Here is a 14,184-nt window from a genome sequence, read left to right on the forward strand (position 1 = left end):
TAAAGTGGCACAACAAATATACAGAACTGTCAGCCATGTTGATGGGTGGGTAGGTCTGCCTCAGTATGAAATTCGTGGCAATCAAATATATAGAACTGTTTCTCACGCAGATGGCTGGGAAGGATTGCCCCAATACGAAATTCGTGGCAATCAAATTTATCGAACTGTTTCACATGTGGATGGGTGGGAAGGTTTGCCACAGTATGAAATCAGAGGTAACCAAATATACCGGACAGTTTCTCATGTGGACGGCTGGGAAGGCTTGCCACAGTACGAAATAAAGTAATGCTTCACAAGGCTAGGCATAGCGACGTCTTTTTCGTTGTGGCTTCGCCTTCACTACAAAGCCGAGCGTGCTGGCGGCTTTATGTGATTGCTCTGATGGTTCTGTCAGCTCGTAGGTTCGAATAGCGCAGCGTATTCGGACAATCGCGAATATCCCCGCTGCAATATAAGTAAGGATCGGAAGATCCCCTTGCGGGGTTGCTATCGACCGCCTCGGAGTGGCTCAAGACTCGCCGGTGCCACTATAAGAAGCTGTATTTATGGGGTTTACGATAATGACCCAGCTTTTGCTTATAGTGGCTGCCGTCAGCTCATCAACGCCTGTGATGGCCAACTGGCCGGCTGCCGGGCGCTTGTTATAGGTTCTTCCGATCCAATTACAGATAGTTCCCCTGCCGCAGGGCAGTCAGCAACTCCTCCACCAGCACCTCCACCGGTTTACCGGCATTCAGCAGATGAATTTCCGGCTGCTCCGGCGCCTCGTATGCGGAGTCGATACCGGTAAAATTCGTAATTTCCCCTGCCCGCGCCTTTTTATAGAGCCCCTTGGGATCGCGCTCTTCACAGATGGCGAGCGGCGCATCCACAAACACCTCGACAAACTCCCCTTCACCCACGAGATTGCGCACCAGATCCCGCTCGGCACGGAACGGCGAGATAAAGGCGGTGAGCACGATAAGGCCCGCATCCACCATCAGTTTCGCCACTTCGCCGACCCGGCGGATATTCTCCTGCCGCGCAGCATCATCGAAACCGAGATCGCCACACAGGCCGTGGCGCACATTGTCCCCATCCAGCAGATAGGTGTGCTTGCCTTGTGCCGCCAGCGCCTGCTCCAAGGCTCCCGCCAGGGTGGATTTACCCGCCCCCGAGAGCCCGGTGAACCAGATCACCAGCGGTTTTTGCCCTTTAAGCTCGGCCCGGCTCTGTTTGTCCACGGCATGCTTGTGCCACACGATATTACTCATCCCACACTCCTTGCTTGGCACTTACGCCTCAAAACTTAAACTGTCCGGCACCACGGGGAGCCGCCTCGGACTATCCGCCGCCAACGTGCTGGTGCCATGGCATTGCTCACCCAACACTCCTTGACTGGCGCTCACGCCTCAAAACTTAAACTGTCCGGCACCACGGGGAGCCGCCTCGGACTATCCGCCGACAACGTGCTGGTGCCATGACATTACTCATCCCAACACGCCTTGATTGGCGCTCACGCCTTAAAACGGAAACAGCAGGGGCACCATCACAATCACCCCGAGGCTATAGGCCAGCGAGACCGGCAGGGCCAGCTTGAGGTAGTCCGGCATCTTGTAGTTGCCCGCGGCATAGACCATCAGGTTGGTCTGGTAGCCGTAGGGCAGGATAAAGCTGGAGCTGGCCCCGAACAGCACCGCCAGAATAAACGGCATGGTCGAGACATCCATGCTGAGCGCCAGCTGGTAACCCATGGGGAAAGCCAGCGCGGCCGCCGCGTTGTTGCTCATCAGCTCGGTCAGCACCAGCGTAAACACATAGATACCGATAAAGGCGATGATGGGGCTGGCACCGTTGAACTCCCCCATCAGCCAGTCGGCGATAAGCTTGGCCAGCCCGCTCTTTTCCAGCTGATCGGCGATGGCGAGCGCCCCGCCCACCACCAACCAGATATCCAGCGGAAAGCGGCGGCGGATCTCGTCCAGGGTCAGAATGCGGGTGAGCAGCAGCGCCACCAGCATCAGCAGCAACCCCTTGAACAGCGGCACCAGATCGAATACCGAGAGCGCCAACACCCCGAGAAAGCCCAGCACCACGGCAGTGCTGCGCTTGCCATCGAGGCGGGTGGAGGCCTCCAGCCCGCTCACCACCACAAACTCCCGCCCCAACGATTTGTTGCGGGCAAACTGGGGGCCGGGGGCCAGCAGCAAGGTGTCACCGGCATGCAGCTCAATCTGGCCGAGGCCACCGGTAAGCTGGGTTTCGCCGCGGCGTACCGCCAGCACCACCGCATCGAAGTGGGTGCGAAATTCGGCATCCTTGATGGTCTGACCCACCAGCCGCGAGCTGTGGCTGACGATCACCTCCACCAGATGCTGGCCGTTGAGGCGGTGCTGGCCGTAGAGATCCAGCCCCTTCATCTCCTGCAACACGCCGACGCTCTCCACATCGCCGCAAAACAGCAGCACGTCCCCTTCGTGCAGCTCGTGTTCCGGCTGCACCGGGCAGATCACCTGATCGCCGCGAATGATTTCCGCCAGATAGAGGCTTTTCAGGCTGCGCAGGCCGTTCTCCTTGACGCTGCGCCCCGCCAGCGGCGAACCGGCGCCCACCTTGGCTTCGAGAAAGTAGCCGGATTCGCGGCTCATCTCGGTATCCTGCTCCGGCAGGTGACGTGCAAACAGCAGTACGGCCACCAGACCGGTCAGCAGGGTGCCCGCCCCCACCATAAAGAAGTCGAACATGCCGAGCGGCGGCGCCCCCATCTTGATGAGGAAACTGTTGACGATCAGGTTGGTGGAGGTGCCGATCAGGGTCAGCACCCCGCCAAAGGTGGCCGCGAAACACATGGGCAGCAGCAGCCGCGACGGCGCATGGTTGGGGTTGCGTTTGACCGCTCCCAGCATGGAGGCCACCACGGCAGTGTTATTGACGAAAGCCGACAGGAAAGCGGTGGAGAACCACACCTTCACCAGCACCTTGTTGAATGAACCTGTGCCCACCAGATTGGCGAACCAGCTCATGATGCGGGTCTTCTCCACCGCCAGCGACACCAGCAGCAACAGCACCAGCGTCAGCAGGGCACTGTTGGTGTAGCCCGCCGCCACGGCGTTGATATCCGCCAACCCGCTCAGGTAGGTGATGAGCACGGCGCCCGAGAAGAGCAGCGCCGGGCGGAGTTTGCCCTGGATCAGCAGGGCCACGAGAGCAGCCAGCAGACCCAGCACCAGGAATTGTTGCCAGGTCATGGGCTTACTCCTTGCTTGTGTCGTTACCGATGGCAAGGGCTTGCCAGTGCGGGAAGTGCTTGCGCACCAGCGCGTTGAGCTCGATCTCGAACTCGCTGTAATGCCCTTTTACCGCTTTGGCGGCCAAGCCTTCCACTATCATGCCGGCGCCGACGGTGACGTTGGTCAGCCGGTCGATCAGGATAAAGCTGCCGGTATCACGGATCTCCTGATACGGGTCGAACGCCACCGGGTCGGTGAGGCTCAGCTCGCACAGGCCGATCTCGTTGAGCTTGAGCTCGCTTGCGTCCAACTCATCCAGCTTGTTGATCTCGATGCGGTGGCGGATGGCCTCCACCTGACCGCGACTCTTCTTGGTGGCCAGTTTGACGTCGTAGACCCGACCCGGTTGCAGGGACTCCTCCCCCATCCAGACGATATGGGCCAGCAGATTCTGGGTCACTTGCGGCTGCTTGGCGGCATCCACCAGCAGGTCGCCGCGGCTGATGTCGATCTCGTCGGCGAAGGTGACGGTGATGGCCTGACCCGGCAGGGCGTACTCCAGATCGCCGTCGAAGGTGACGATGCGGGTCACTGTGCTCTCCTTGCCCGATGGCAGCACCGCCAGCTTGTCGCCGACCCGCAGGATGCCGGAGGCGAGCGTCCCCGCGAAGCCGCGAAAATCGAGGTTGGGGCGGTTCACATACTGCACCGGCAGGCGCACTGGGTGGCGCTCCAGCTCGCGCTCCACCTCGGCAGACTCCAGCAGAGCAAGCAGGGTTTCGCCCTGATACCAAGCCAGCTTGTCGCTCTGGTTGACCACGTTGTCACCGTCCAGCGCCGAAACCGGCACGATATGGATGGTGTCGACGCTGAGCTTTTTGGCGAACTCGCGGTAATCGGCGCTGATGCGCTCGAACACCTCTTGGCTGAACTCCACCAGATCCATCTTGTTGACCGCCACCACGAACTGCTTTATGCCGAGCAGGCTCGCGATAAAGCTGTGGCGGCGGGTCTGATCCAGCACCCCTTTGCGGGCGTCGATCAGAATGATGGCCAGATCGCAGGTGGAAGCGCCGGTGGCCATGTTGCGGGTGTACTGCTCGTGGCCTGGGGTATCCGAGATGATAAATTTGCGCTTGGCAGTGGAGAAGTAGCGGTAGGCCACGTCGATGGTGATGCCCTGCTCGCGCTCCGCCTGCAGGCCATCCACCAGCAGTGCCAGGTCCAGCTTCTCGCCGGTGGTGCCGAGCTTCTGGCTGTCGGACTCCAGCGCTTTGAGCTGATCTTCATAAATCTGCTGGGAGTCGTGCAGCAGGCGACCGATAAGGGTGCTCTTGCCGTCATCCACGCTGCCGCAGGTGAGAAAACGCAGCAGACTCTTGTGCTGCTGGGCGTGCAGATAGGCTTCAATGCCCTGTTCGGTGATGGCGGTCTGAATATGGCTGTTCATGCTGACGACTCCTTAGAAATATCCCTGACGCTTCTTCTGCTCCATGGAGCCGGCCTGATCGTGGTCAATCAGCCGCCCTTGCCGCTCGCTCGAGGTGGTGAGCAGCATCTCTTCAATAATTTCCGGCAAGGTGGTGGCATCGGATTCGATGGCCCCGGTGAGCGGGTAGCAGCCGAGGGTACGGAAACGCACCAGCTCCTGCTTCACCTCATCCTCGGCGGTCAGCGGCATGCGCTCGTCATCCACCATGATCTTGATGCCGTTGCGCTCCACCACCGGACGGTAAGCGGCGAAGTAGAGCGGCACTATGTCGATGTTCTCGAGATAGATGTATTGCCAGATATCCAGCTCGGTCCAGTTGGAGAGCGGGAACACCCGAATGCTCTCCCCCTTGTTGACCTGGCTGTTGTAGACGCGCCACAGCTCGGGGCGCTGGTTCTTCGGATCCCAGCGGTGAGACTTGTCACGGAAGGAGTAGACCCGCTCCTTGGCACGGGACTTCTCTTCGTCGCGGCGGGCACCGCCGAAGGCGGCATCGAAGCCATATTTGTTGAGCGCCTGCTTGAGCGCCTCGGTCTTCATGATGTCGGTGTGCTTGCCGCTGCCGTGGACGAAGGGGTTGATGCCCATGGCGAGCCCTTCCGGGTTCTTGTGGACGATCAGATCCAGCCCGTACTTTTTGGCGGTCTCGTCGCGGAACTTGATCATCTCCTTGAACTTCCAGTCGGTATCGACGTGGAGCAAGGGGAAGGGGATCTTGCCCGGATAGAAGGCCTTGCGGGCCAGATGCAGCATGACGGAGGAGTCCTTGCCGATGGAGTACATCATCACCGGGTTTTCAAATTCGGCAGCCACCTCGCGGATGATATGGATGCTCTCGGCTTCCAGCTGCTGCAAGTGCGTCAATCTTTCACGGTCCATGTTGGTCCTCGGGTCATTGCTTATGCGCCTGCTCGGGGCGCTGGGTGGTTCAGTGCGCGGCCGCACCAGCAGCCGCATCAAATATCTCTTTCCGGGTCAGGCCAGCTGCACCAGCTTGAGGTCGCAGCCATCGAGATCCGGGTCAGCGCGCTGCTGTTCGCCGCCCAGCTCTCCAAACCAGGCGAGCCGATCGCGCAGGGCAACCACTTCGCCGATGACGATAAGCGACGGGCTCACCGCCTGTTTGGCCAGCTCGGCCAAGTCGGCCAGCGTGCCGGTCAGCACCCGCTGGCGCGATGTGGTGCCGCGCTCGATGATGGCGATGGGGGTGGCTTGGCTTCGGCCGTGATCCACCAGCTGCTGCTGGATATGCTCGGAGCGCATCAGCCCCATATAGATGACCAGGGTCTGACTGGTGGCGGCGAGCTGCTGCCAGTCGGGCTCTTTGCCCTCTTTCTGGCAATGACCCGTGATAAAGACAGCGCTCTGGGCGTAATCACGGTGAGTGAGCGGAATGCCGGCATAGGCGGTGGCACCGGCAGCGGCCGTGATGCCGGGCACCACCGAGAAGGGGATACCTTCGTCGGCCAGCACTTCCAGCTCCTCGCCACCCCGGCCAAACATAAAGGGATCGCCCCCTTTAAGCCGCACCACCCGGTTGCCCGCCTTGGCGTACTCCACCAGCAGGCGATTGGTCTCCTCCTGCGGCACGCTGTGGGCGCCCGCCTTCTTGCCGACCGACACAAAAGTGGCATCGCGGCGCACCAGATCGAGGATCTCAGGCGAGACCAGCTGGTCGTAGAGCACCACTTCGGCCTGTTGAATCTGTTGCAGCGCCTTGAGGGTTAACAGGCCCGGATCACCGGGGCCCGCACCGACCAATACCACCTCGCCCACTTCGCTTTTCGCCTGATCTAGGCCATCGCTCAGCCACTGCTCGGCACCTGGCCAATCCTCTTTTTCAATCAGGCTGGCGAGGGTGTTGGAGGCAAAGGCGCGCTCCCAGAAGCGACGACGATCGGAAATGGAAGAGAGCACCCGCTTGGCCTTGTCACGGACCCGGCCGGAGAGCTCGGTAAGCCCGCCGAGATGGCGCGGCAGCAGGCTCTCCAGCCGCTCGCGCAACAGGCGCACCAGCACCGGTGCCTTGCCGCCGCTGGAGACCGCCACCATCAGCGGCGAGCGATCAATGATCGAGGGAAAGATAAAGCTGGAGCGCTTGGGGTCATCCACCACGTTGACGAACAGACCCAGCTGGTTGGCGCTCTGATAGACGAGGGCGTTGACTTCGAGATTGTCTGTAGCGGCAACGACCAGGATCTGGCCTGCCAGATGGGCCGGGGTGAAGCGCTCCGCCAGATGGGTGAAACGACCGGTGAACTCAGCAAATTCCGGTTCAAGCTCCGGGGAGACCAGGGTCAGCCGGGCACCGGCCGCCAGCAGCAGGCGCGCCTTGCGCAGGGCAACCTCGCCCCCGCCCACCAGCAGTACCGGGCGGCCTTCCAACTTGGCAAACATAGGTAAATAATCCATTTCGGCCCATCCCTCGGAACACGACTAATATGGGGCGACTATAGGCAGGGCAGCTTATCCCTCAAAATAATAAAAAATGCTTTTTAATGCGTTTTGGTAATTAGCAAACCCAATTCATGACAAAGGCATACAAAGTCACTTGTGGTACCTGACGCCAGACCATAGGCTAGGGACTGTGTTTCATAAGGAGCTAAATGATGAATGAATCATTGATTGTGCTAGGGATTTTCGTGTTCCTGGTGCTCGCCACCCTGAGCGCGGGCATCAAGATCGTGCCCCAGGGCTACAACTGGACGGTGGAGCGCTTCGGCCGCTACACCCGCACTCTGACCCCGGGCCTCAACCTGTTGATCCCCTACGTGGATCGGGTCGGCCACAAGATCATCATGATGGAGCAGGTGCTGGACATCCCGGCACAAGAGGTGATCTCCCGCGACAACGCCAACGTCACCATCGACGCCATCAGCTTCGTGCAGGTGGTGGATGCCCGCAAAGCGGGTTATGAGGTCAACGATCTCACCAGCGCCATCCGCAATCTCACCATGACCAATATGCGGACCGTGCTCGGCGCCATGGAGCTGGACGAGATGCTCTCCCAGCGCGACACCATCAACGAGAAGCTGCTGCGCACCATGGATGCCGCCACCGCCCCCTGGGGCATCAAGGTGACCCGCATCGAGATTAAAGATGTGCGCCCGCCGCTGGCACTGGTCGAGGCGATGAACGCCCAGATGAAGGCTGAGCGTCAGAAACGGGCCGAGGTGCTGGAGGCCGAAGGGGTGCGCCAGTCCAAGATCCTGAAAGCGGAAGGGGAGAAACAGTCCCAGATCCTCAAGGCCGAGGGTGAGCGTCAGGCCGCCTTCCTCGCCGCCGAAGCGCGGGAGCGGGCTGCCGAGGCAGAAGCCAAGGCGACTCATATGGTCTCCCAGGCAATTGCGGAAGGAGACCTGCAGGCCATCAACTACTTCGTAGCTCAGAAGTACACCGAGGCACTGGCCCGCATCGGTGAAGGCCCCAACAGCAAGATCATCATGATGCCGCTGGAAGCGGGCAGCCTGATTGGCTCGGTGGCTGGTATGGCCGAGCTGTTCAATAAAGATGGCAAGGGCAGCAAGTCATGACAGCCCTGTTAGAGGGGTTGACCCACTGGCACTGGCTGGGGCTCGGCTTCATTCTGCTGGCCATCGAGGTGCTCGGCTCGGTGGGCTTTTTGCTCTGGACCGGCATCGCCGCGCTGGAAGTGGGCCTGCTGCTGCTGATCTGGCCATTTGGCTGGCAGGCGCAGTTGCTGCTGTTTGCGGTGCAATCCCTGCTCACCACCTGGGCCTGGTGGCGCTGGCAGCACCAGCGCGATAACTCGGGTCAGGATGCCGCCAGCACCATCAACGAGCGGATGCAGAGCTATATGGGCCGCGAGCTGATCCTGCTGGATGATGTGACTCAGGGCACCAGTCGGGTGCATCTGGACGACACGGTCTGGACGGTGCGCTGCGACGAGTCGCTGCCTGCGGGCAGCAAAGTCAGGGTGGTCGGGGCCGACTCCCACATCCTGCTGGTTGAACCCCGCAACTGACGCAACTCTGCCGTCGAGTCATAAAAAAGCCCGCGATCGCTCGCGGGCTTTTGTCTCTCTGACAACTATTCAGGTACGCAGCCGATCGAGCTGACTGGCCAACGCCGTAGCCGCTTGCTCCAGCGCCTCGCTCAGTTGATGGCTGGAGCTGGCCTCCTGCCCGATCACGTTGGCGGTATCACCAATCCGCATCAAATTCTTGTTGATATCATCACTGACGGCACTCTGCTGCTCGGCGGCGGTAGCCACCTGACTGATGTGGTCATGGATCTGCTGGATCTGGGCCACCACCCGATTGAGTGCCTCGAACGCCTGCTCGGTTCCCTGCACCGTGGTAGTGGAGCGCTCGATGCCGGTATTCATCAGACGTTGACTGCTGCTCACCTCTGTTTGCAGGCTACCAATCAGCTGGCCAATCTCGTCGGTCGATTCACGGGTCTTGTTGGCCAGCGCCCGTACCTCATCCGCCACCACCGCAAAGCCACGGCCCATATCACCCGCTCGTGCCGCTTCGATGGCGGCGTTGAGGGCCAGCAGATTGGTCTGCTCGGCAATGGCGCGGATCACATCGAGGATCCTGCTGATATTGGTGCTGCGCTGGGCCACCAGCGCCACCGCCTTGTCCGCCTCATGCATATCGCCGACCAAAGTATGGATCTCGTTGCGGGCATTGCTGAGGGTCTGCTGTGCGGTATTGATGTGGTGTGTCGCCGCTTCCGACTCCTGCGCCGCCTGCTCGGCATAACCCGCCACGCTGACTGCCGTGGTGCTCATCTGATGCATGGCGCTCACCACGCTCTCCAGCTCCAGATTCTGCTCGTCCAGGCTGCTACGCATAGTGTCGGCGGTATGTTTCATCTCCCGCGCCTGCTGGTAGACCTGCTGACCGATCCCCTTGCTCATTTGCACCATGCCCCGCAGCTTGCCGAGAAAGGCATTGAGCTGGGCGCCCAGATCGATCAACTCCTGATGGGTGTCGATCTCCATCTGCTGGGTCAGGTCCCCCTCGTTGCTGGAGAGATGGCCCACATGGCGGCTGATAAGGGAAAGTGGCGCTGTGATGGTCTGAATAAACCAGACCAGCAAGCCCAGCACCAGCAAAGTGATCCCGCCCATGGCGATGATCTGCTGCCGCTGGGCATCCACCAGCAGGGTGCCCAGTTCATTGCTGATGGCGTGCGCCTTGCTCAGCGCCAGCGCCTTGGGCACCTTGATCATCAACCACCACTGGGTATTGGCTGCCTCAACACGAATGGGCTGATGAAGAATAAAGTCACTGTCGCTGCTGACCGGCTGACCGTCAGGCAGGGTCAGGCCCACCTCCTTGAGTGGACGGCCCAGCTTGTCGGCATAGCGGTTGCTGCCCACAATCAGCCCCATCTTGCTGACCAGGGTCACATCCGCCTTGTTGTCATAGAGGCTCTTGCCAAGGTTTTCAGCCAGTTGCTGGAAGATGGGCAGGTTCATATCCACCCCGGCCAGCCCGACAAACTTGCCGTCACGCAGCACGGGCACTGTCAGACTGGTCATCAGCATCTTGTTGCCCGGGCTGATTTCGTAGAGGTAGGGCTCCATCAGGCAGGGCTGGCGGGTATCGCGACCACAGAGATACCACTCGCTGTTGCGAATGCCAAACTCGTTGAGAGAGGTATCAAACTTGGCCTCGCTGGCAGCGGCGTCCACCGCCTGCTGAGCGACGGCCCCTCCCTGATCCTTGGTGAAATAGACCTCCAGACTCCCCTTGCCTGCCACCGAGTGGCTGGCCCCGCCCAGCCAGTTGCCATCCTCGCCATCATAGCCGTCCGGTTCAAACTGGGCATAAATGGAGCTGATCCCGCTCGCTTGCTGCAGGCTGCTGCCGAGCAGAGACTCCACTTGGGGCCGCGACAAGCGCAGTTCCGGTTTGGCCATACCGGCTTCAATCTGGGCGGTCACGGTCAGGGGGATCTGATAGGAGTTCTGCATCAGCGAGGCAATCTGGATAGCATAGCGCTCCGCCTGATACTGCAGGCTGCGGGAGACCTCCTCTTCCAGTGCATCGCTGGTCTGGGTCATCACCATGTTGCGAAGGGAGCTGAAAGAGGCCGATTGCAACAGGGTCATGGCCAGCCCGGTCAGCAGAAATAGCCCCATGGTAAGGCACAACAACTTGAACTTGAGGGAACGTTGCTTCATGCGACAACTCCTTATGGCAGAATAACAACGAATTACTTGAGTATATTCGCCCACTTGCGCTTCACCCGATTTGTTGATGGGTTTGTGGCAGGCTTCTGGTTATAATTTTTGCCTTCCCGAGCGTTGATGGAACTGTCGCAATGAGCAATGCACTGAGCAGTGTCCCGCCGGTAGTCGCGATGGACTACCCCTTTCCGGCCAAACCTCTTCCCCTGAGTGCCGAGCAGAGAACGACCTTGACCACAGAAATCAAGGCACTGCTCAAGGAGCGCAAGGCGGTACTGGTTGCCCACTACTACACGGATCCCGAGATCCAGGCGCTGGCCGAAGCCACCGGCGGTTTCGTCGGTGACTCGCTGGAGATGGCCCGCTTTGGTCGCGATCACGAGGCGCAGACCCTGATTGTCGCCGGGGTGCGCTTCATGGGGGAAACCTCCAAGATCCTGAGCCCCCACAAACGGGTGCTGATGCCGACTCTGGAGGCCGAATGCTCCCTCGATCTGGGCTGTCCCATCGAGCAGTTCTCCGCCTTCTGCGATGCCAATCCCGACCATACCGTGGTGGTCTATGCCAATACCTCGGCCGCCGTCAAAGCACGGGCTGACTGGGTGGTGACCTCCAGCATTGCGCTGGAGATCGTCGAACACCTCGACAGTCTGGGTCACAAGATCATCTGGGGCCCGGATCGCCATCTGGGCGCCTATATCGAGAAGAAGACCGGGGCGCAGATGCTGCGCTGGCAGGGCCACTGCATCGTCCACGACGAGTTCAAGGCCCGTGCCCTGCGCGAGCTGAAAGAGCAGAATCCGGATGCCGCCGTGCTGGTTCATCCGGAATCCCCCGCCTCGGTGATTGAGCTGGCCGATGCGGTCGGCTCCACCAGTCAACTGATCAAGGCAGCCAAAGAGCTGCCCCAGCAGAAACTGATCGTGGCGACCGATCGGGGCATCTTCTACAAGATGCAGCAGGCTTGTCCGGAGAAAGAGATGGTGGAAGCACCGACCGGTGGCGATGGCGCCACCTGCCGCAGCTGCGCCCACTGCCCCTGGATGGCGATGAACGGTCTGGTGGCGATCAAGGAAGCCCTCACCGACGGTGCCGAGCGCCACGAGATCCATGTCGACGAAGATCTGCGGGTCAAAGCCTTGATCCCCCTCGACCGGATGCTCAATTTCGCCGCCGAACTCAAGCTCAAGACTCAGGGCAACGCCTGATTGTCGCCGTCACGAGATGCAAAGAGGGCTCCCGCGGGAGCCCTCTTTATTTATCTGAACCTCATCCTGCTCAGATGATCACGGTGGAGAGGCTGTGCTCTTCATCCGGCGCAACGGTCACACCCGCCTCGCCAGCGATGGCTGCTTCGACGCAGAGCATGGTGCGATAGCCATCGTCGCTCATGTCGGCCATGGCGGTGGCCCCTTCCAGCCAGGGAGTCCAGACCACCACGCTGTCGTGGTTGCCACTGACAACCCGGATCTCGCGCTCACCATCCAGCACGCTCACCAGCGCCTCTGGCTGCCAGTAGACCCGATCCAGCGGCCCGCTCAGGGTCAATGCCCCCTGCTGCTTGGCATCCTGTCCGGTCAGCTTGTCGGCATAGGGCTCGCCCAGGCCGGTGACGCTTACCGCCTCTGGTGCGCTGATCTGCAAATAGGTGTGCAGCGCACCGCTATAGGTCAATGGCTGAGCACCTGTGTTGCGAGTGGTCAGCACCAGCGAAAGCTCTTTGCCCACCAGCACGTCCAGTTCCAGCTCGAAGGAGTGATCCCACAGGGCGCGGGTTGCATCGCTGTCGCGCAGGGAAAGATGAACAAGCGTGCCGTCAGCGTGATCGGAGACCCCGTCCAGCATCCAGAGGGTGGTACGGGCAAAACCGTGGGAGGGCTTGCCGCTACCGACGCGGGCGGGCGCCGGGCCAAACCAGGGCCAGCAGATCGGGATACCACCACGAACAGGCTTGCTGCCATCCAGCACCGCTTTATCGCTCAGCCAGATAGAGGCCGGCTCGCCATGACGCTGATAGCTGAGCACATGGGCGCCAAACAGGCTGATTTCTGCCTTGGCATAGTCGTTGTTGATGGTGAGAACCGGCAGACCGGCCGCATTGTTGGCAAGCTTGCAGCTGGCTGTCAGGGGACGAATGGATTGCATGTGGACTCCTGTCATCAGGGGAAACCGAAAAACAAAAAGGCGGCCAATGGCCGCCTTTTTCAAGCTACGCGATTGCGCATCCCAAATTACTTGGAGATGTGAGCGATCAGGTCCAGAACTTTGCTGGAGTAGCCCATTTCGTTGTCGTACCAGGATACAACTTTAACGAATTTGTCGTTCAGCTGGATACCAGCCTTGGCGTCGAATACGGAGGTCTGACGCTCACCCAGGAAGTCGGTAGATACAACTTCGTCTTCGGTGTAGCCCAGAACGCCTTTCATAGCGCCTTCGGAAGCAGCTTTCATCGCTTCGCAGATTTCTGCGTAGGTGGCAGCTTTCTTCAGGTTAACGGTCAGGTCAACAACAGACACGTCCGGAGTCGGAACACGGAAAGCCATACCGGTCAGCTTGCCTTTCAGTTCCGGGATAACTACGCCAACAGCTTTGGCTGCACCGGTAGAGGACGGGATGATGTTCTGAGCCGCACCGCGGCCACCGCGCCAGTCTTTGGCAGACGGACCATCAACGGTCTTCTGGGTAGCAGTGGTAGCGTGAACGGTGGTCATCAGGCCAGACTCGATACCGAAGGTATCGTTCAGAACCTTGGCGATCGGGGCCAGGCAGTTGGTGGTGCAGGAAGCGTTGGAAACGATGTCCTGGCCAGCGTAGGTAGAGTCGTTAACACCCATTACGAACATCGGGGTAGCGTCTTTGGACGGGCCAGTCAGAACAACTTTCTTGGCACCAGCAGCGATGTGCTTACGAGCAGTCTCGTCGGTCAGGAACAGACCGGTAGCTTCAGCAACAACGTCAACACCGATTTCGCCCCACTTCAGGTTGGCCGGGTCACGCTCAGCGGTAACACGTACGGTTTTGCCGTTTACAACCAGGTTGCCGTCTTTAACTTCAACGGTACCGTTGAAACGACCGTGAGTTGAATCGTACTTCAGCATGTAAGCCATGTAGTCAACATCGATCAGGTCGTTGATACCAACAACTTCGATGTCTGCACGCTCGCAAGCCAGACGGAATACGAAACGACCGATACGGCCAAAACCGTTAATACCTACTTTGATAGTCATATTTAGTTACCTAACTGTTCAGTAGTCAAAGAAAATTCCGCTTGTAAATTTACTAGAACTCTCCGGTGAGTCAACCAACATTCTGTCTGA

General features: G+C 59.8%; 12 protein-coding genes. 4 read left to right on the forward strand and 8 right to left on the reverse strand.

Annotated elements, in window-relative coordinates:
- Positions 1-4: 4 nt before the first annotated feature.
- A complete protein-coding gene (locus tag G5154_RS15105) occupies positions 5-286 on the forward strand; it encodes a hypothetical protein (protein WP_227341393.1) in 282 nt (93 codons plus the stop codon).
- A 376-nt stretch (positions 287-662) separates the two neighbouring features.
- On the opposite strand, the gene cysC is transcribed toward G5154_RS15105, so the two are convergent.
- The 5 genes from cysC to cysG all read right to left on the reverse strand — a co-directional run bounded on the left by cysC (position 663) and on the right by cysG (position 7,113).
- Complete coding sequence (gene cysC, locus G5154_RS15110; RefSeq protein WP_421251159.1) at positions 663-1,253, reverse strand: adenylyl-sulfate kinase; 591 nt, start codon at positions 1,251-1,253, stop codon at positions 663-665.
- A gap of 249 nt (positions 1,254-1,502) precedes the next feature.
- Complete coding sequence (locus tag G5154_RS15115; RefSeq protein WP_421251158.1) at positions 1,503-3,227, reverse strand: SLC13 family permease; 1,725 nt, start codon at positions 3,225-3,227, stop codon at positions 1,503-1,505.
- 4 nt (positions 3,228-3,231) lie between these two features.
- Positions 3,232-4,659 (reverse strand): sulfate adenylyltransferase subunit CysN, encoded by a 1,428-nt coding sequence (cysN, locus tag G5154_RS15120; protein WP_421251157.1) that lies wholly within the window; start codon positions 4,657-4,659, stop codon positions 3,232-3,234.
- A 12-nt stretch (positions 4,660-4,671) separates the two neighbouring features.
- Entirely contained in the window at positions 4,672-5,604 is a 933-nt protein-coding gene (cysD, locus tag G5154_RS15125) for a sulfate adenylyltransferase subunit CysD (RefSeq protein ID WP_323670614.1), read from the reverse strand.
- A gap of 72 nt (positions 5,605-5,676) precedes the next feature.
- Entirely contained in the window at positions 5,677-7,113 is a 1,437-nt protein-coding gene (gene cysG / locus G5154_RS15130) for a siroheme synthase CysG (RefSeq protein ID WP_421251156.1), read from the reverse strand.
- Between the two features lie 197 nt (positions 7,114-7,310).
- Between cysG and G5154_RS15135 the strand changes: the two genes are divergently transcribed.
- Together G5154_RS15135 and G5154_RS15140 are read left to right on the forward strand one after the other, a co-directional pair.
- Entirely contained in the window at positions 7,311-8,234 is a 924-nt protein-coding gene (locus G5154_RS15135) for an SPFH domain-containing protein (RefSeq protein ID WP_005335703.1), read from the forward strand.
- Positions 8,231-8,686, forward strand: a complete 456-nt coding sequence (locus tag G5154_RS15140) for an NfeD family protein (RefSeq protein ID WP_421251155.1) — start codon at positions 8,231-8,233, stop codon at positions 8,684-8,686. The genes G5154_RS15135 and G5154_RS15140 overlap by 4 nt, the downstream gene beginning before the upstream one ends.
- A 69-nt stretch (positions 8,687-8,755) precedes the next feature.
- Here G5154_RS15140 and G5154_RS15145 read toward each other — a convergent pair whose 3' ends face one another.
- Positions 8,756-10,861, reverse strand: a complete 2,106-nt coding sequence (locus G5154_RS15145) for a methyl-accepting chemotaxis protein (protein WP_139462051.1) — start codon at positions 10,859-10,861, stop codon at positions 8,756-8,758.
- A 140-nt stretch (positions 10,862-11,001) separates the two neighbouring features.
- Between G5154_RS15145 and nadA the strand changes: the two genes are divergently transcribed.
- On the forward strand, positions 11,002-12,075 hold the full coding sequence (gene nadA / locus G5154_RS15150) for a quinolinate synthase NadA (protein WP_005335706.1): 1,074 nt from the start codon (positions 11,002-11,004) through the stop codon (positions 12,073-12,075).
- A 70-nt stretch (positions 12,076-12,145) separates the two neighbouring features.
- Here the strand turns inward: nadA and G5154_RS15155 are convergent, their stop codons facing one another.
- Both G5154_RS15155 and gap read right to left on the reverse strand, forming a co-directional pair.
- Entirely contained in the window at positions 12,146-13,012 is an 867-nt protein-coding gene (locus tag G5154_RS15155; RefSeq protein WP_421263948.1) for a D-hexose-6-phosphate mutarotase, read from the reverse strand.
- 86 nt (positions 13,013-13,098) lie between these two features.
- Positions 13,099-14,094, reverse strand: a complete 996-nt coding sequence (gene gap, locus G5154_RS15160; RefSeq protein WP_158112746.1) for a type I glyceraldehyde-3-phosphate dehydrogenase — start codon at positions 14,092-14,094, stop codon at positions 13,099-13,101.
- Positions 14,095-14,184: the final 90 nt, after the last annotated feature.

Source organism: Aeromonas sp. 600527 (assembly GCF_049175415.1).
GTDB classification, from domain to species: Bacteria; Pseudomonadota; Gammaproteobacteria; order Enterobacterales; family Aeromonadaceae; genus Aeromonas; species Aeromonas veronii_A.